Below are 17,599 nucleotides of genomic sequence, written 5' to 3' on the forward strand. Positions count from 1 at the left end.
CCCCGCGGGCCCATGCCCGCGAAGCGAAGCGGGCGGACGCCCGCGCCGGCGATTGAGGCGGCGGCTTTTGATGAGTCACCATCAAAAGCCGTCAGTATAAAGCCTAGGCCAGCGGCAGGAACAGGTCGGTGATCGCCTCGTGCTCCGGCACGTCGGGGAAGAAGGCGATGCGCTGGGCGTAGAGCGGGAAGTCCCGCCGCGTTTCCCCGCTCTGTGGGAACCACACCCGGCAGAGCTGGTCGGCGGCGCGGGCAAGGCCCTCCTGGGTACCGGTGTGGCGCAGCCGGGCGCAGCGGCCGGCCGGGATCACGGCAACCACCAGGCCGGCCTCCGCCAGACCGAGCCGCGCCGGATCGGCGTCCTCGCCGATGGCGGCGCCGAGGCCCAGCCGGAAGGCGTTGGGCGGCGTGGTGGCCGGATCGTCGTGGAAGAGGTTGAAGGTCGCGCTGAGGCGCGGCGGCAGCCCGGCCGCCTTGCGCCAGGCGATGAAGCGCCGCAGGCTGTCGCCGATGGTGGCGGGGTCGCCGCGGTGTTCCAGCACGGCGACGCGGGTTGCCGGGACCGTCACGATGGTGACGGCGTCGGCCGGAACGTCGGTGGGCATGTGGGTGGTCCTGATCCTGGCCAGCGGTTGGAGGGCGTCCTGCCACGATGTCCAGCGCGGCCGTTGCCGGAAGCCGCTCGGCGACTGGCCGAGATGCCGGCGGAACGCCCGCGCGAAGGCCTCCGGCCCCTCGTAGCCGCAGTCGAGCGCGATCTCCAGGACCGGGCTGTCGCGGAAGGCGAGGCGGTAGGACGCCCGCTTCAGCCGCATCAGTTGAACGTAGCGGTGGACGGTGATGCCGAACAGCGCGGCGAAGCGGCGGTGGAAATGGTGCTTGGAGAAGGCGGCGACCCCGCTCAGCCGGTCGAGATCGAGGTCGTCGTCGAGATGGCCGTCGATGTGCCGCAGCACCCGCAGCAGCCGGGGGAGCGAGCGGGCCTGCCCCGGTGGCCGGCCGGTCGGTCGCGTCGATCGGGGTTTCACCGCTGCTCTCCCTGCCGTTGCGTTCCTGTCGCCGCACCGCCAAGGCTACCCGTCGCGGCTGGCGGGCGCCTGACCGAAATTGCTCATCATGTGGGGCGCCGGTACGAAAAAGCCCAGCGTCCGCATGGGCGCCGGGCTTTCTGGTCGATCGCCTTCCGGCCGATCCGAACGGGCAGGATCAGTCCTTAATCTCGCCCATCGCCGACTGCAGGTAGTTCGCCAGACCGATGTCGTTGATCAGGCTGAGCTGGGTTTCGAAGAAGTCGATGCGCTCCTCCGATTCCTCCAGCAGTTCGCTGAGCTCGTCGCGCGACACGTAGTCCGCCTTCTGCTCGCACACCGTGATGGCGGCGGCGATGCGGTCGCGGGCCTCGCGCTCGGCGCCCAGGTCGCTGCTCAGGATCTCCGGCACGTCCTCGCCGATGCGCAGCTTGCCGAGGTCCTGCAGGTTGGGGATCGCCTCGATGAACAGGATGCGCTCGATCACCTCGTCGGCGCTTTTCATCACCTCGATCGAGGCGTGGTATTCCCACTTGCCGAGCGCCTTCAGGCCCCAGTTCTTCAGCATGCGGGCATGCAGGAAATACTGGTTGATCAGCGTGAGCTGGTCCTTGAGGACGATCTGAAGCTGGAGGATGACGTCGCTGTTGCCCTTCATGATCGTCTCCTCAGTTCGAAATACTGCCCATGGCCGATTGCAGGTAATTCTGCAGGCCGAGGAGGTCGATCAGGCGAAGCTGCTGCTCCAGCCAGTGGGCGTGGTCTTCCTCGGTGTCGAACAGGAGTTCGACCAGGATGCGGCGGGTGTCGTAGTCGTGCACCTGCTCGCAGTAGGCGATGGCTTCCTTCAGCGCGGCCACGACCTCGTATTCCAGCGTCAGGTCGTTGCGCAGCATCTCCGGCACGGTCTTGCCGATGCGCAGCGGGTCGCGGCTGGCGACGTTCGGCGTGCCTTCCAGGAACAGGATGCGGCGGATCAGCTTGTCGGCGTGCTCCAGCTCTTCCATCCGCTCATGCGCGATGCGTTCGTACAGGGCCTTCAGCCCCATGTCCTCCATCGCCCGCGAATGGGCCAGATATTGGTCGGCCGCGCTCAATTCGCCGGTCAGCAGCGTGTTGAGGCGGTCCAGGACTCCTTGATCCCCTTGCATGATCGGCGCTCCGAAACAGTTCATTGGAGGGCACAATGTCACAGGGGCAGGACTCGGACAATAAAAAATTCCTCCGAAGCGACTAAAACTATTGATAATGACTATCAATCCCGGCGGAGTCTGTCGGCTGTTCAAAATAGAGGCAGACGCTTTACAGCAATTGAGAATCACAGTCAGTAGCATTGGCCGCCAATACCGGAAATCTCCCGCGCCGGAATGTGGGAATTCTCTTCGCGTGGGCGCGGCATGACTGAATGGAGCGTCAGGCCAACCGGCGCGGGCCGGCGCCGGCGCCGGGAACGACCATCGTTCGATCGACCCCGTGGATTGAGGCGGTCGGCGTTCCGTGCTAACAGACGCCTCTGTTTTCTTCGCCCTTTGCTCTCAACGATAGCCGGATTGCGGCCGCCATGACGACGACTCCCTCCTCGGATTTCCTGCGCACGCTTCAGGAGCGCGGATTCATCCACCAGTGCACCGACCTCGCCACGCTGGACGAGCGGGCGCGGAAGGGGCCGATCGTCGCTTATATCGGCTTCGACTGCACGGCCGACAGCCTGCATGTCGGCAGCCTGCTGCCGATCATGATGCTGCGCTGGCTGCAGAAGACCGGCCACAAGCCGGTCGTCCTGATGGGCGGCGGCACCACCAAGATCGGCGACCCGTCCGGCAAGGACGAGGCGCGGCAACTGCTGACCGACGCGGTCATCGCCAGCAACATGGCGGGCATCAAGCGCATCTTCGGCCGCTACCTGACCTTCGGCGACGGCCCGACCGACGCGGTGATGGTCAACAACGGCGACTGGCTGGACGAGCTGAAATACATCCCGCTGCTGCGCGACATCGGCCGGCATTTCACCATCAACCGCATGCTGAGCTTCGAATCGGTCAAGCTGCGGCTGGAGCGTGAGCAGCCGCTGACCTTTCTGGAATTCAACTACATGATCCTCCAGGCCTACGATTTCGTGGAGCTGAAGCGGCGTCTGGGCTGCAGCCTGCAGATGGGCGGGTCGGACCAGTGGGGCAACATCGTCAACGGCGTCGAGCTGGGCCGCCGCACCGATGGGGCGGAGCTGTTCGGCCTGACCACGCCGCTGCTGACCACCGCGTCCGGCGCCAAGATGGGCAAGACCGCGGCCGGCGCCATCTGGCTGACCGCCGACAAGCTCAGCAGCTATGATTTCTGGCAGTATTGGCGCAACACCGAGGACGCCGACGTCGGCCGCTTCCTGCGCCTCTACACCGAACTGCCGCTGGACGAGGTCGCCCGGCTGGAAAGCCTGCAGGGCGCCGAGATCAACGAGGCGAAGAAGATCCTCGCCAACGCGGTGACCGCGCTCGCCCATGGCGAAGCGGCCGCGCTGGAGGCCGCCGAAACCGCCCGCCGCGCCTTCGAGGAGGGTGCCGCCGCCGAGGGGCTGCCCAGCATCGCGGTCGCCCGTGCCGACCTGGAAGCCGGCCTGCCGGTGGTCGACCTGCTGGTGTCGGCCGGCCTCGCCGCGTCGAAGGGCGAGGCGCGCCGGCTGATCAAGGGCGGCGGCGCCAAGCTGAACGACGGCGCCATCGCCGACGAGACGGTCAAGGCCACCGCCGCCGACCTGAACGCCGACGGCGTGGTGAAGCTCAGCGCCGGCAAGAAGCGCCACGCGCTGGTCAAGGTGGGGTGAGGCGCCGGCCACACAGCCGCGCTTCGACACCAGAACGAGGGCATTTCCCGGTCCACGGCATGCCGCACCCGGGGGATGCCCTTTTCCCTTGTCCGTGAGCGTGACTTGCGGAGCGTTATTCCGCCAGTTCGGACAGGATGTCGGCCACAAACTCGCCGACCTCGATGATCTTCACGGTGGTGCTGTTCAGCAGGTGGGCCGAGCCGCCGTCGTCGCCGCTGTATGTGATGGTGACGCTGGACGGGTTTGCCTGCCCACCGACGTAGGGATCAATGCCGAAGGTGATCGTGCTGCCGTCCGACACCTCGTATTCCTTGCCGGGGCTGCCGAGAAGATCGCACAGCACATATTTCTCCCCGTCGCCCTGGAACAGCACGCCGCCGACCCAATAGTCCTCGAAATCCGTCATCAGTTGCGCGGTGCCCGTCAGACTCTGGCCGTTCGCGACGTCCTTTGCAGCGATGACTCGGGGGAGGGCCTTAATCGCTTCTGCGGGCGGGACTATGCTTCCCGTGTACCACAGCACGACGGAGTCGAGCGTTCGGCCGGAATTGTTTTGAAGAATGACGGTGCAAGTTCCAGACATGTGATCCTCTTTCAAAAAGGAGTATTGGACTGGATTTTTGCGCACGGGCACGGCTCAGGCGACACTGGAAGCGTGTCTCGCCTGTTGTACGGGTGCATTGGATGGGCTGGTCAGGAAACGTTGCTGTTCGCTTGACCACGACAAACACATGAGTTGCATGCCGGGGAGGGTCAACCGCCCCTCGGTAACAAAATCCCAGTTTGCATACTGTAGTATTATCAATATTTTATTATTTTTTCATTGCTGGGTTGCGGGCTTGTCCGCCTCGCGGCCCACGTCACCGCGTGTGCGCCTCCGGCGGCGGCCGTGTGTCGGGGGTCGGGGTGCCGTCGCCGCCCAGGAAGAACAGGTTGCGCAGGAAACCCGGCGCCAGCACCGCCAGCGGGTTGACCGACACGTCGGGGTCGGACAGCGGGCCCTGGACGTGCCAGGTGGCCGAAAAGATGCCCTGGCCCTCGCCGCCGCTCAGCGCGTCGCCCAACAGCGGGATCTGGCCGATCAGCCGGTTCAGGCCATAGATCGGCACGATGGTGCCCTGGAGGTTGGCGGTGTCGGTCTCCAGGTCGATCTGGCCCTCCAGCGTCAGCCCCAGCGCCGAGCCCGAGGTGCGCAGGTCCTTCAGCGTCAGCAGGCGGCCTTCCTTGCGGAAGTCGGCCGACATGTGGCCGAAATTGACGCCCTTGCCGCCGCCCAGCAGCTCGGCGAAGCCCGATGGCGAGATGGCGTTCAGCAGGCGGGCCAGCACCGGCACGTCGACCAGCGTGTAGTCGCGGATATCGACCTTGCCGGTGATCGACGCGTCGGCGCGGGCCTGGGCCGACCGGCCGGTCAGGCGCAGCCGGCCGCCGCGCACACGGTCGTTGAGGTCCATCGCCTGCAAGGCGGCGCCGAGATCGTCGGCGTTGATGGCGAGGTCGTAGAAGCCCTGGGCGCCCGGCCGCCAGCTGATCGACACGCCGTTCTTCGCGTCGCCGGCCGGGCCGCTGCGGCCGGTGACGTCCAGCAGGGTCCAGGCGGCGGTGTCGCGCCGCAGCTTTCCCGCCACCTGCCGCAGCCGCCGGTTCTCGCCGAACACCACCGAGTCGAAGGTGATGGCGAGGTCCAGCGGCGTCTTGCGGCCGTCGCCCGCCGGCGCCGGGGCCGGGTGGGGATCGCCGGGCTTCGGCTTGGCCATCAGGGCGCGGACGTCCAGGCTGGCGCCGGAGACGGTGCCGGCGTAGCCACCCGGCGGACCGCCCGGCGTGGCCGGCGGCAGGACGGTCAGGTCGGCGCGCAGGTCGGTCTGCCCGACCTTCAGCGACGGTGTCTGCACCCGCGCCACCCGCTTGCCGCCGTCGGCCAGTTCCAGGTTGGTGACGCTGCGCAGCCCGCCGGCGTCGACGGTCAGGTTGCTGACGCGGGTCGGGCGGTCCTTGTCGAACTCCAGCGTCAGCTTGCCGGTGCCCGGCCTGCCCGGCGGCTTGGTCCAGCCCAGCTCCTCGATCGACAGCCGGGTCTTCTCCAGGTTCAGCGCCGCGGTCAGCGCCAGCTTGTGGGCGCGGTCGACGGTGAACAGGACGTCGGCGCCGAACGGCCCCTGCACCCGGTCCTCCAGGTCGATGCCATGGCTGCGCAGGTCGTCGGCGGTGGCGTCGCCCTTCACCGCGATGCGGGTGCGCGGGCCCTTGGCCGCGCTGTCGAAGGCCTCCTTCCACTCCAGGGCGACGGGAATGCCGTCCAGCTTGGTGGCGCCCTTGATCGTCATCGCCTTGAGGTCGAGCGCCAACGACAGTTCGCCGTCGGTGGCGTTCAGCCCGGCCGCCACCTTCTCCACCCCGACCTTGTGCAGCTTGCCGGTGACGTCGAGGTTCAGATCCTCGATCTTCAGATCGGCGAGCAGCGGGAAGGCGAAGTGCAACTGCGCCTCCGCCGTGCCCTGGGTGCGCTTTGGGTCCAGCTCCAGCTTGGACGGGTAGCCCAGCGGCGGCATGTCGATTAAGGTCAGGATGGAGCGCACCGGCCCCTGGACCGGCACGCGGATGTCCATCGTCTCCTTGCCGATGTCCAGCCCGCCGATCAGCACCTTGCCGTCGCCGACCTCGATGTCGCCGACCCGGCCGCCCTTGGTCTGGATGCTGAAGGTCTTGCCGTCGGTCGTCGCCTCCATCGCCGCGCCGGTCACCGGCGTCAGGTCGTGGAAATAGCGCACGGCGATGTCCTCGCCGGCCATGGAGGCGTCGAAGCGCGACAGCTCCAGCGCGGCCGGGGCGTCGAGCGGCAGCGACAGCGCCGCCTCCGCCCGCGCCTCCGTCACCGTGCCGTGCGACAGGTTCTGGGTCACCCAGTCCCGCGCGTTCGGGCTGGCGACCTTGGGCCAGTAGCGGTGCAGGTCGTCCAGCGGCACGCCGCGCGCGGTCGCCCGCGCCTCCACCGCCACCCGGCCATCCCGGCGCTGCGCGGTCGCGCCGGCCTCGATGCGCGGTTGCGGGCCGCTGCCATCACCGAGCACGAGGCTGAGCCCGTCGAGGTCGACGCGGTCGCCGCCGCCATGCAGGCGCAGACTGCCGGACGCGATCGCCAGCGGCGCGTCGAACAGGGCGGGGCTGTGCAGCAGGCCGCTGCCGGCGGTCAGGTCGGCGCTGCCGGCGGTCGGGCGCAGCGTCGGGTCGAAGGCGACTTCGGCCGTGCCCGACAGCGGCAACGCCGCGGCGGCGAGCGGCGCCAGCGCCGGGGCCAGACCGGCGACCGCGGCGGGGGTGAAGCCGGTCAGCCGCGCCGTCGCCCGGCCGCCGCCGTCGCTCCGCTGCTCCGCCGTCAGGTCGAGGCCGGCGGTGTGCCCGCCCGCGGTCAGCGACAGGCTGGCCTGGCCGCGGCGGCCATCGTCGGTCTCGCCGAGATCGCCCTTGGCGCTGAGGGCGAGCGGTTCGCCGCCGCCGGGGGCCCCTCCGGGCACCATGGCCCGCAGCGACAGCGCGTCGATCCGTGCCCGCCGCGCCGGCACATCCAGGCTGCCGCGCAGGCCGACGCCGAGCACGGCGACCGGCTCCGGCCGCAGGGCGGGCAGCTCGAGCGTGCCGGCGCCGCCGCGCAGGTCGAGGTCGATGCGCGACGGTTCGAAGCGCGGGTCGAGCCGGGCGCCGACCGTGCCGCTGACCGGCAGCTTCACCGCCGCCAGCGGCGCCAGCGCCGGGCCGATCGCCGCCAGCGCCGCCGGCTCCAGCCCGTCGACCGACAGCGACAGGTCGGTGGTGGCGTCGGCGTTGTTGTAGTGGCCGACCGCCGCGACCGTCACGGCCGGCGCCCGGGGAACCGCGCCGCCCTGGTCGAGATCGAGCGTCAGCCGCGCCTGCGCCTGGGCGCCCTGGGCGTCGCGGGTCAGCACGATGTCGGCGCGCGTGGCGTGCCAGGAAAGGTCGAGCATGCGGTTCTCGACCGTCAGGTCGGCGCCGACCACCGACAGCCGGCGCAGCAGCCCCAGCGGCCGGTCGATGTCCGGCGGGTTGCGCAGGCTGGTCAGCGCCTCGTCCAGCAGGTCGGGGCGGCTGGCGTCATCGGTCGATGCGGCGGCGTCCGCGTTTTCACTCCGTGTGCCGGACCGGACGTCGAACGCCAGCCGGCCGTCGGCGCGACGCAGCACGGTCAGGCGCGGCCGCACCAGATCGAGCCGGGTCGGCGACAGGGTGCCGCGGAACAGCGCCGGGATCGAGAAGCCGATGCCCATTTCCGGCACGGCACCCAGCTCGGCGCCGTCGGCGTTCAGCGCCTGCACCCGCCGTGCCCGCAGGTCGAGCCGGCGCGCGCCACCGGTTTCCCCGCCGTTGGTGGCATCCTCGGCCTCCAGCGACAGCACCAGCTCGCCGACGTCGACGCGGAATCGCCCGTCGGGATCGCCCAGCGCGCGCTCGACGTAGGGGATCAGCGGGTCGAGCGCGATCGGTCCCTGCGACAGCCGCCACGCGAACAGCCCGCCGGCCGCCAGCGCCACCGCCGCCACGCCGGTCAGCGTTACGGCGAGAGCTTTCGCGGTCCGGCGGATCATGCGGCACCCCGGTGCGGGGTAACGGCGCGCACATTCCCCGCATTGACCTTGCCGCAAGACGCGTGCAGCTTTCTGCCCATGTTTTGAGCAGCGTTTCGAGCAGGAAAGACCGTCGCCATGCCCACCAGCCCCATCCCGTTCTCCGCCCCGCTGCCGAAGCCGTTCGATCCCGCCCAGGCGGCGCTGGGGGTGGAGCGCTGGCGCCAGCAGGCGGCCACGATGGCAGGAGCGGCGGAAGGCGGCGCGGAGACGCGCGACTGGGCCGAGGCGTTCGCCGCCTCCGGACCCGGTCGGGCGCTGATCGAGGCGGTGTGCGGCAACAGCCCGTATCTCGGCCACAGCCTGACGCGCGAGCTGCCCTTCGTCCGCCAAGTGATGGAGGAGGGGTTCGACGCCAGCTTCGCCGCGCTGATCGAGGGGCTGCGCGCCGACCATGGCGAGGAGCGGTCGATGGACCGGCTGATGGCCGGGCTGCGCGTCGCCAAGCGCCGGGCGGCGCTGCTGATCGCGCTGGCCGACGTCACCGGCGTCTGGCCGCTGGCGCGGGTGACCGGCGCCCTGTCGGAACTGGCCGAGACCGGGGTGCAACTGGCCGCGGCTTTCCTGCTGCGCCGCGCCGGGGAGGCGGGGACGCTGACGCTGCCGGATCCGCAGCGACCGTGGATCGGTTCGGGCCTTATCGTGTTGGGCATGGGCAAGCTTGGCGGGCGCGAACTCAACTATTCCAGCGACATCGACCTGATCATCCTGTACGACGACGCCGTTGTGCGGACGCCCCAGCCGGACAACCTCGCACGGACCTTCATCAGGCTCGCACGCGATCTGGTCCGCATTATGGATGAACGGACCAAGGACGGCTACGTCTTCCGCACCGACCTTCGGCTTAGGCCGGATCCGGGAGCCACGCCGCTGGCGGTTTCGGTGTCGGCGGCCGAAATTTATTACGGCAGCGTCGGCCAGAACTGGGAGCGCGCGGCCATGATCAAGGCCCGCCCGATCGCCGGCGATCCCGACGCCGGATCCTCCTTCCTGCGCTTCCTGGAGCCGTTCGTCTGGCGCCGCAACCTCGACTTCGCGGCCATCCAGGACATCCATTCGATCAAGCGCCAGATCAACGCCCACAAGGGCCACCGCGAGGTCACCGTCAACGGCCACGACATCAAGGTCGGCCGCGGCGGCATCCGCGAGATCGAGTTCTTCGCCCAGACCCAGCAGTTGATCTTCGGCGGCCGCGACCCGCGCGTCCGCGTTGCGCCGACCCTGCGCGCCAACGAGGCGCTGCGCGACGTCGGCCGCGTGCCGCCGCAGACGGTGGAGGAACTGGCGGAGGCCTACGACTTCCTGCGCCGGGTCGAGCACCGCATCCAGATGATCGACGACCAGCAGACCCACCGCATCCCGTCCGACGACGCCGGGGTGGCGCATCTGGCGACCTTCCTCGGCTATGACGACCCGGCCGACTTCCGCGCCGCGCTGCTGGCCAGGCTGGGGCAGGTCGAGGACCGCTACGCCGAGCTGTTCGAGGAGGCGCCGTCGCTCTCCGGCCCCGGCAACCTCGTCTTCACCGGCACCGATCCCGACCCCGGCACGGTGGAGACGCTCGACGGCATGGGCTACGCCGATCCGGGCCGCGTCATCGCCGTGGTGTCGGGCTGGCACCGCGGCCGCTACCGCGCCACCCGGTCGGCCCGCGCGCGCGAGCTGCTGACCGAGCTGACCCCGGCGCTGCTCAGCGCGCTGGCCAAGACCCCGGCGCCCGACACCGCGCTGATGAACTTCGACGACTTCCTGGGCAAGCTGCCGGCCGGGGTCGGGCTGTTCTCGCTGTTCGTCGCCAACCCCTGGCTGCTGGAGCTGGTGGCCGAGATCATGGGCACGGCGCCGCAACTGGCCGCCACCCTGTCGCGCAACCCGTCGCTGCTCGACGCGGTGCTGTCGCCCGACTTCTTCGACCCGCTGCCGGGCAGGGCGGACGGGCTGGCCGCTGACCACGCCCGGATCATGGCGGCGGTCCGCGACTTCGAGGACGCGCTGACGCTGTCCCGGCGCTGGACCAACGACCAGCGCTTTCGGGCCGGGGTGCACATCCTGCGCGGCATCACCGATGGCGACCGCTGCGGCGCCTTCCTGGCCGACCTCGCCGACATCGTCGTCCCCGACCTCGCCGCCCGGGTGGAGGCGGAGTTCATCCAGCGCCACGGCCGCATCCCCGGCGGGTCCTGGGTGGTTGTGGCGATGGGCAAGCTGGGCAGCCGCCAACTGACCGTCACCTCCGACATCGACCTGATCGTCATCTACGACGTGGCGCCGGGACCGGGGGCATTGGGAGCAGGGGAGGGGCCGCGCCTGTCGGACGGCGCCAAGCCGCTGTCGCCCAACGAGTACTACATCAAGCTGACCCAGCGCCTGACCAACGCCATCACCGCGCCGATGGCCGACGGCCGGCTGTACGAGGTCGACATGCGGCTGCGCCCATCCGGCAACGCCGGGCCGCTGGCGACCGCGCTCGACAGCTTCGTCAAGTATCAGGCGACCGACGCCTGGACCTGGGAGCACATGGCGCTGACCCGCGCCCGCGTCATCGGCGCCGGAGGGGAGGCCGATTCGGGGCTGGCGGAGCGGGTGTCGGCGGCGGTCCGCGCCGTGCTGACCGCGCCGCGCGACCCCGACCGGCTGCTGCGCGACGTCGCCGACATGCGCCGCCGGATCGACAAGGAGTTCGGCACGCCCAACCCCTGGAACGTCAAATACGCCCGCGGCGGCCTGATCGACATCGAGTTCATCGCCCAGTACCTGCAACTGCGCCATGGCCATGACCGGCCGGACATCCTGCACATCGGCACCGCCAAGGCGCTGCGCTGCGCCGCGGTGACCGGCGCGCTGGCGCCCGAGGTGGCGGAGGAGCTGGAGTCGACGCTGCGGCTGTGGCGGCGGGTCCAGGGCTTCCTGCGGCTGACCACCGCCGGCGTGCTCGATCCGAAGCAGGTGTCGCCCAGCTTGCTGGCCGGGCTGGTCCGTGCCGCCTTTCCCGATGAAGCGGACGCCGCCGCGATTGACTTCCCTGAGCTTGACCACAGAATCCGTGCCATCGCCGCCCGCGCCCATGGCCATTACGTGGCCCTGGTCGAGGAGCCGGCCTCCCATCTGGCGCCCGTCGCCGAGAACGAGGACCTGAAGCTGCCATGACGACCGCTGCTCCCGCCACCACCGCCCCCGTCGAGGTCGGATCGCCCGCTCCGGACTTCACCATGCCGACCGACGGCGGCGGCAGCGTCACGCTGTCGGCCCTGCGCGGCAAGCCGGTGGTGCTGTATTTCTACCCGAAGGACGACACCTCGGGCTGCACGTCGGAGGCCTGTGGCTTCCGCGACCAGCTCCCCGACTTCTCCGCCATCGACGCGGTGGTGATCGGCGTGTCCAAGGACAGCGTCGCCAGCCACGACAAGTTCAAGGCCAAGCACGCGCTGACCTTCTCGCTGGCCGCCGACACCGACGGCAGCGTCTGCGAGGCCTACGGCACCTGGGTCGAAAAGAGCATGTACGGCCGCAAATACATGGGCATCGACCGCGCCACCTTCCTGATCGACAAGGACGGCGTCGTCCGCAACGTCTGGCGCAAGGTGAAGGTCACCGGCCATGTCGCCGCCGTGCTGAAGGCGGTGCAGGCGCTGTGATCCGGGGACGTCCCGACCGGGGAGGCCATCGACGCGGTTGAAGCCGGCGCGCGAGGGCGGGGCACCTTTTTCTCCGGATACGGTCCGGAGGGATGGGCGTCACCGCCACCTCGGCTATTCCCCCGGCGGGATGGTTTACGCCCGAAGTTCATTTTTAGAATCATCGTAAACCTGCCTACACTCCATGCATTCCCGAACCAGAGTCCGCGCAACCCACCGCGGTTTTCGGTCCCACGGTTTCGCCAAGGGATGCACCGTCCATGAACGTCGCGACCATTGCCCGGCGTCTCGTCGCCGGAGACCTGCACTATGCGCTCGGCCGGTTCGAATCGGTCCGGCGCGGCTACAGCGCCCTGCGCCGCCTGTCCCCCCGTTCACGCCAGCGGCCGCCGGCCGGCCCGCCGGTGGCGCTTCCCACCTTGCCCGTCAGCCTGTTCCCCGACCAGACGGTCGAGCGGGCGCTGGCCGACCTGCGGCGGGACTCGATCGCGCTCGGCTTCGATCTGCCCTGGTCGATGGTGGAGGAGATGGTGGAGTTCGCCACCCACTCCCCCCTTCAACGCCGGTTGGGCGACGACCGGATGTTCTACCGCCACGAGGTCCGCAACGGCCGGCTGGATGACGGCCGGCCGGCGGTGATGGGCATCGTCCCCGACCCGCTGGATTGCGCCGCGGCGCGCCGGGTCTGCCGCGATCCGCTGCTGATGGACTGCGCCGCCGCCTTCCTGGGCTTTCGCCCGGCCAAGATCATCCCGCGGCTGTTCTGGAGCTTCGTCACCGACGCGACCGACGACGAGCGCCGGAAACTGGGCCAGACCATCGACTGGCATTACGACGTCCACGACTTCCACTTCTGCTCGGCGCAGTTCTACCTGACCGACGTCGGTCCCGGCGGCGGCGAGCACGCGCTGGTCCGCGGCAGCCACCATGGCAAGTCGCTGCGCATGCTGCTCGGCTCCGCCAACGCCCGCGACGAGGAGCTGTTCACCCGCTTCGCCCGCGACCGCACCCTGGTGGTGGAGGGGCCGGCCGGCACCGGCTTCCTGGAGGACACCTCCTGCTACCACCGCGCCATGCCGCCGACCCGGCGCGAGCGGCTGATGCTGCAACTCTGGATCAGCTGAACTAGACTGCGCCGCATCGCCACCCCACCATGGCGCCATTGGGGCGCCATTGGGGCACATGCGGAGCGGATCATGACAGAAGGCGCCTTGCGCACCGTCGTCGGGCTGATGAGCGGCACCTCGATGGACGGCATCGACGCCGCCCTGCTGCGGACCGACGGGCTGGACCGGGTCGAGCCCGTCGCCTTCCTGACCATCCCCTATGACGACGGCTTCCGCGCCGCCCTGCGCGGCTGCCTGGGCGGCGTCGGACCGGTGCCGGCGGTGGAGCGCGCCCTGACCGACGCCCACGCCGACGCGGTGCGGCGCCTGCTGGCGGAAGCCGGGGTGGCCGCGGCTGCGGTCGACCTGATCGGCTTCCACGGCCACACCATCCTCCACGCGCCGGACCACCCCGACCCGGGGCAGCGGCGGACCTGGCAGATCGGCGACGGCGCCCGGCTGGCGGCGGCGACCGGCATCGCCGTGGTCGACGACTTCCGCAGCGCCGACGTCGCCGCCGGCGGGCAGGGGGCGCCGCTGGTGCCGCTGTTCCACCGCGCGCTGGCCCATGGGTTGCCGCGCCCGCTCGGCATCCTCAACGTCGGCGGCGTCGCCAACGTCAGCTGGATCGGCCCCGAACCGGCCGAAGCGGGGGGCGAGGCCGAGGTGGTGGCCTGCGACACCGGGCCGGGCAACGCGCTGATCGACGACTGGGTTTTGCGCCACGGCCTGGGCCGTTTCGACGCCGGCGGGGCGCTGGCGGCGACCGGGCGGGTGGACGGCCCGGCGCTGGCCGCGCTGCTGGCCCATCCCTATTTCGACCGGCCGGCGCCCAAGTCGCTCGACCGCGACGCCTTCGACCCGGCGCCGGTCGCCGGCCTGTCGCCCGCCGACGGGGCGGCGACGCTGACCGCCTTCACCGCCGATTCGGTCCTGCGGGTGGTTCCCCATCTGCCGGCCCCGCCGGTGCGCTGGCTGGTCTGCGGCGGCGGCCGGCACAACGCGACGCTGATGGCGATGCTGGCCGACCGGCTCGGCGTTCCGGTCGTGCCGGCCGACCGTGTCGGCTGGGACGGTGACGCGCTGGAGGCGCAGGCGTTCGGCTATCTGGCGGTGCGCAGCCGGCTTGGGCTGCCGTTGAGCGTCCCCTCGACGACCGGCGTGCCGGCGCCGACCTGCGGCGGCAGGTTCCACCCGCTGCCATAGCGGCGCCGGCCGGCGGCCGAGGCGTCGCGGCTGCGCGCCGTCGCCAGGACGACCATGGCGGCGAAGGGAATCAGCCAGATGACGCGGTTCTGATAGCGGTCGTGCACCGCCGACAGCCCGCCGGTGACGGCGGCGTTCAGCATCAGGCCCAGGCCGATGACCGACAGCAGCGCCTTCACCCGTTCGTCGATCCGGCCGCGGCGGCGCACGGCTCCGGTCAGCAAGGCCGCGATGGCGACGGCCAGCGCGATGTCCTGGACCAGGTCGAGCACATCGCGCGGGAAGGCCTGCCGCGTCTGCAGCGAGCGGTCGAACGCGTCGTAATCGCCGCTGGGGAAGCGGCTGAACAGGCGTCGCGTCAGCGGCTTCACCGGATCGGTCAGCGTGTCGTCCAACTGGACGTGGAAGAGCTGCGCCGCCGTGTTGTACAGGCCATGGCTGACGACCTCCAGCGGGCGGGTCGCGATGGTCTGGTGGGCGATCTCGGCGGCCTCCTCGACGAAGCGCGGGGTGTCGCCGAAGTGGCGGCGCGCGCCGTCCGGATGCCAGAGGAAATAGTCGGAGGTCGGGTAGCCCGGCGCGCTGCGGTCCAGCGTGTCCAGCCGGTCGCACAGCAGGTAGGCGTGGGTCGGGCAGGCGTCCTTCAGATAGTCGCGCGCCGGGCCGTCGCCGATCAGGCGGGCGAGCAGGAACACCGGCGAGCTTTCCGACACCACCGGGCGCCCGGCGGTCAGCAGGTTCGATGTCATCAGCAGGCCGACGGCCAGGACCAGCGGCAGCAGGACGCCGCCGGCGATCGGCAGCAGGCGCCCGCGGTCCTTCCAGGCCGACCACAGGCCCAGCGCGGCGACCATCCCGGCGAGGATCGCCAGATGGCTCAGATGGATGGTGGCCAGCGCCGTCAGCGTCGCAACGCCGATCAGGCGGGCCGGGATCGGCAGGGCCCGCCACTGGAAGACATTCACGTAGACCAGCAGGATCACCAGCCCGGTGAACACGTCCGGCATGATCGTGGCGACGTGCAGCGGCAGGCTGGTCGTCAGGGCCAGCACCGCGACGATGCCGAAGAACAGCGCCCAGTGCCGTGGCGCGCGGGCGGTGACCAGGGCGGCGTGGATGATCAGCGCGGCCAGGACACCCTGGGCCAGCGGGATGAGCCACAGCCCGAGGGCGCTGGCGAAGGGAACCAGCAGCACCATGTACCCGAAGGGGCGCAGGAAGAAGATGTTGGGCGAGGCGGGACCGTGGGACGCCGGATCGGACGCCAGATCGGCGGGCGGCATCCAGGCCGGCGGGACCGCGCGGTGCAGGATGTTGTAGGCCGGCTCGAGATAGCCGGGCGTGTCGTCGAAGGTCAGCGGAAACCCGTTCAGCGCCAGGACCGGTGCGCTGATCAGCAGGCCGGCCAGCAGTATTTTCAAGGCGAAGCGGAACCAGGACGATGGTTCGGTGCCAGGGACCAGCACGTGCATCGGGACCATCCAACCAAAGCGCGAGGAAGGCCAGAGGATGTCGTCTTTTACTGCGGCGCACAATCCACCGGGCGAGGTAGTCTGCTGGCTCAGACAGCGCGTTCCGTCTGGCTCTTGCGTGGAAGGGGCCGCTTCCGTTCGGCCATGATCGGCCGGATGGGGGTCAGGGCCGGGGGGCGGGCGCCGCCTCCAGCAGCGCCGCCACCGCCGCGTCCTGGTCGACGCCGCGGAAGTCGGTCTTGCGCTCCAGCGCGGCGGCCAGCCGGCGGCGGTAGTCGTTGCGCGGGATCTCGATCGCCCCGAACCGGCTCAGATGCTCGGTCACGAACTGGGTGTCGAGCAGGGCAAAGCCGGCCGCGCGCAGGCGGGCGACCAGATGGACCAGCGCCACCTTGCTGGCCCCGGTTTCGCGGCTGAACATGCTCTCGCCGAAATAGGCGCCGCCGATCGCCACGCCGTACAGCCCGCCGACCAGCCCGCCATCGCGCCAGCATTCGACGCTGTGGGCAAAGCCGGCGTCGAACAGCTCGGTGTAGAGGCGGACGATGTCGTCGTTGATCCAGGTCTTCGGCCGGTCCTCCGTCGATTCGGCGCAGCCCTCGATCACCGCGCGGAAGGCGGTGTCGAATCGCAGCTCGAACGGGCCGCGCCGCACCGCCTTGCGCAGGCTGCGCGGCACATGGAAGTCGTCCAGCGGCAGGATGCCGCGGCGTTCCGGATCGAACCAGTGAAGCTCTTGCGATTCGGCGCTTTCGGCCATCGGGAAGATCCCGGCGGCGTAGGCGCGCAGCAGCATGGGGGCGGAGATCGTGAACATGCCGATCAGTATAGCCGCGGACGGGACGCCCGGCGACCGGGCGCAGAAATACTGGTGTCGAGACCCCGCGACAGCAACCTCCTTCCATGGTATGCAACGCTGGGAAGCATCGCCGTGGAGAAGATCGTCATGCGCAGCGCCATTCTCGCCGCCCTGTCCGTCCTGGTTGCCGGACTGCTCGCATCGTCGCCGTCCTGGGCGCAGCGGCGGGCGGAGCCGGGGGCCTTCGATTACTACGTCCTGTCGCTGTCCTGGTCGCCGACCTACTGCGCGCGCGACAAGTACGGCCCCGACCCCGACCAGTGCGGCGCCACCAAGCACGGCTTCGTCGTCCACGGCCTGTGGCCGCAGTACAACGACGGCAGCTATCCGGCCACCTGCACCCGCGACCGCAACCTGCCGAAGGCGGTGCTGGACCAGACCATGGCCGTCATGCCCAGCGTCGGGCTGATGATGCATGAGTGGACCAGGCACGGCACCTGCTCCGGCCTGAACGCCACCGACTATTTCGCCCGGCTGCGCGACGCTGCCGCCAAGGTGGCGATCCCCGCCACGCTGAAGACCCCCGGCCCGACCGTGCCGGCCACCCAGGTGGAGCGGCTGTTCCTGGAGGCGAACCCCGGCCTGACGGCCGAAGGGGTGGCGGTCGTCTGCTCCCGCCGCGACGTGGCGGAGGTGCGGATCTGCCTGAACAAGGAACTGGGCTTCATCGCCTGCGGCCAGAAGGTGGTCGACCGCTGCCGCGACCGCGACGCCGCGCTGTCGGCGGAGGTGGCGCCGCTGCAGGCCGGACGCCCGGCCCGCACGCCCGCCGCTCCGCCGGCCATCCCGCCGGCGCCGGCCTCCGCCGCCGCTCCCGTGCGCTGACGCGCAAC

General features: G+C 70.3%; 13 protein-coding genes. 6 read left to right on the plus strand and 7 right to left on the minus strand.

Annotated elements, in window-relative coordinates; genetic code table 11:
• Positions 1-103 precede the first annotated feature (103 nt).
• From TSO352_RS29130 to bfr (TSO352_RS29140), 3 genes are all read right to left on the minus strand, one after another.
• Positions 104-1,027: an AraC family transcriptional regulator gene (locus TSO352_RS29130; RefSeq protein ID WP_109110538.1), complete on the minus strand. Its 924-nt coding sequence runs from the start codon at positions 1,025-1,027 to the stop codon at positions 104-106.
• A 178-nt stretch (positions 1,028-1,205) separates the two neighbouring features.
• Positions 1,206-1,685, minus strand: coding sequence for a bacterioferritin (bfr, locus tag TSO352_RS29135; RefSeq protein ID WP_109110539.1), 480 nt, complete (start codon positions 1,683-1,685; stop codon positions 1,206-1,208).
• A 10-nt stretch (positions 1,686-1,695) separates the two neighbouring features.
• Positions 1,696-2,178 carry a bacterioferritin gene (bfr, locus tag TSO352_RS29140; protein ID WP_109110540.1) on the minus strand — a complete coding sequence of 161 codons (483 nt, stop codon included), beginning with the start codon at positions 2,176-2,178 and terminating at the stop codon, positions 1,696-1,698.
• 410 nt (positions 2,179-2,588) lie between these two features.
• Here bfr (TSO352_RS29140) and tyrS point away from each other — a divergent pair, with 410 nt between their 5' ends.
• A complete protein-coding gene (tyrS, locus tag TSO352_RS29145) occupies positions 2,589-3,845 on the plus strand; it encodes a tyrosine--tRNA ligase (RefSeq protein ID WP_109110541.1) in 1,257 nt (418 codons plus the stop codon).
• A gap of 115 nt (positions 3,846-3,960) precedes the next feature.
• Here the strand turns inward: tyrS and TSO352_RS29150 are convergent, their stop codons facing one another.
• Together TSO352_RS29150 and TSO352_RS29155 are read right to left on the minus strand one after the other, a co-directional pair.
• Positions 3,961-4,254 carry a hypothetical protein gene (locus TSO352_RS29150; RefSeq protein WP_109110542.1) on the minus strand — a complete coding sequence of 98 codons (294 nt, stop codon included), beginning with the start codon at positions 4,252-4,254 and terminating at the stop codon, positions 3,961-3,963.
• Between the two features lie 454 nt (positions 4,255-4,708).
• Positions 4,709-8,449, minus strand: coding sequence for a DUF3971 domain-containing protein (locus tag TSO352_RS29155; RefSeq protein ID WP_109110543.1), 3,741 nt, complete (start codon positions 8,447-8,449; stop codon positions 4,709-4,711).
• A gap of 117 nt (positions 8,450-8,566) precedes the next feature.
• Between TSO352_RS29155 and TSO352_RS29160 the strand changes: the two genes are divergently transcribed.
• The 4 genes from TSO352_RS29160 (at position 8,567) to TSO352_RS29175 (ending at position 14,435) form a co-directional block, all read left to right on the plus strand.
• The gene (locus TSO352_RS29160) at positions 8,567-11,635 is read left to right on the plus strand and encodes a bifunctional [glutamine synthetase] adenylyltransferase/[glutamine synthetase]-adenylyl-L-tyrosine phosphorylase (RefSeq protein ID WP_109110544.1); all 3,069 of its coding nucleotides are present in this window, start codon (positions 8,567-8,569) and stop codon (positions 11,633-11,635) included.
• The gene (gene bcp, locus TSO352_RS29165) at positions 11,632-12,123 is read left to right on the plus strand and encodes a thioredoxin-dependent thiol peroxidase (protein ID WP_109110545.1); all 492 of its coding nucleotides are present in this window, start codon (positions 11,632-11,634) and stop codon (positions 12,121-12,123) included. The genes TSO352_RS29160 and bcp overlap by 4 nt, the downstream gene beginning before the upstream one ends.
• Positions 12,124-12,383: 260 nt before the next feature.
• Positions 12,384-13,247, plus strand: a complete 864-nt coding sequence (locus tag TSO352_RS29170) for a hypothetical protein (RefSeq protein WP_109110546.1) — start codon at positions 12,384-12,386, stop codon at positions 13,245-13,247.
• Between the two features lie 72 nt (positions 13,248-13,319).
• Complete coding sequence (locus TSO352_RS29175; protein WP_109110547.1) at positions 13,320-14,435, plus strand: anhydro-N-acetylmuramic acid kinase; 1,116 nt, start codon at positions 13,320-13,322, stop codon at positions 14,433-14,435.
• Here TSO352_RS29175 and TSO352_RS33340 read toward each other — a convergent pair.
• Both TSO352_RS33340 and aat read right to left on the minus strand, forming a co-directional pair.
• On the minus strand, positions 14,333-15,907 hold the full coding sequence (locus TSO352_RS33340) for a hypothetical protein (RefSeq protein WP_158284639.1): 1,575 nt from the start codon (positions 15,905-15,907) through the stop codon (positions 14,333-14,335). The two genes, TSO352_RS29175 and TSO352_RS33340, sit on opposite strands and share 103 nt — an antisense overlap.
• 163 nt (positions 15,908-16,070) lie before the next feature.
• Positions 16,071-16,724 carry a leucyl/phenylalanyl-tRNA--protein transferase gene (aat, locus tag TSO352_RS29185; protein ID WP_109110548.1) on the minus strand — a complete coding sequence of 218 codons (654 nt, stop codon included), beginning with the start codon at positions 16,722-16,724 and terminating at the stop codon, positions 16,071-16,073.
• A 114-nt stretch (positions 16,725-16,838) separates the two neighbouring features.
• On the opposite strand from aat, the gene TSO352_RS29190 reads away from it, so the two are divergent.
• The gene (locus TSO352_RS29190; protein ID WP_247872493.1) at positions 16,839-17,591 is read left to right on the plus strand and encodes a ribonuclease T2; all 753 of its coding nucleotides are present in this window, start codon (positions 16,839-16,841) and stop codon (positions 17,589-17,591) included.
• The last annotated feature ends 8 nt before the right edge of the window (positions 17,592-17,599 follow it).

This window comes from Azospirillum sp. TSO35-2 (assembly GCF_003116095.1).
In the GTDB taxonomy this organism is placed as follows: Bacteria; Pseudomonadota; Alphaproteobacteria; order Azospirillales; family Azospirillaceae; genus Azospirillum.

Bases quoted from the DNA above. Each gene is read 5' to 3' on its own strand.
- bfr (WP_109110539.1), bottom strand. From the start codon at position 1,685: ATGAAGGGCAACAGCGACGTCATCCTCCAGCTTCAGATCGTCCTCAAG.
- bfr (WP_109110540.1), bottom strand. From the start codon at position 2,178: ATGCAAGGGGATCAAGGAGTCCTGGACCGCCTCAACACGCTGCTGACC.
- tyrS (WP_109110541.1), top strand. From the start codon at position 2,589: ATGACGACGACTCCCTCCTCGGATTTCCTGCGCACGCTTCAGGAGCGC.
- TSO352_RS29150 (WP_109110542.1), bottom strand. From the start codon at position 4,254: ATGACGGATTTCGAGGACTATTGGGTCGGCGGCGTGCTGTTCCAGGGC.
- TSO352_RS29155 (WP_109110543.1), bottom strand. From the start codon at position 8,449: ATGATCCGCCGGACCGCGAAAGCTCTCGCCGTAACGCTGACCGGCGTG.
- TSO352_RS29160 (WP_109110544.1), top strand. From the start codon at position 8,567: ATGCCCACCAGCCCCATCCCGTTCTCCGCCCCGCTGCCGAAGCCGTTC.
- bcp (WP_109110545.1), top strand. From the start codon at position 11,632: ATGACGACCGCTGCTCCCGCCACCACCGCCCCCGTCGAGGTCGGATCG.
- TSO352_RS29170 (WP_109110546.1), top strand. From the start codon at position 12,384: ATGAACGTCGCGACCATTGCCCGGCGTCTCGTCGCCGGAGACCTGCAC.
- TSO352_RS29175 (WP_109110547.1), top strand. From the start codon at position 13,320: ATGACAGAAGGCGCCTTGCGCACCGTCGTCGGGCTGATGAGCGGCACC.
- TSO352_RS33340 (WP_158284639.1), bottom strand. From the start codon at position 15,907: ATGCACGTGCTGGTCCCTGGCACCGAACCATCGTCCTGGTTCCGCTTC.
- aat (WP_109110548.1), bottom strand. From the start codon at position 16,724: ATGTTCACGATCTCCGCCCCCATGCTGCTGCGCGCCTACGCCGCCGGG.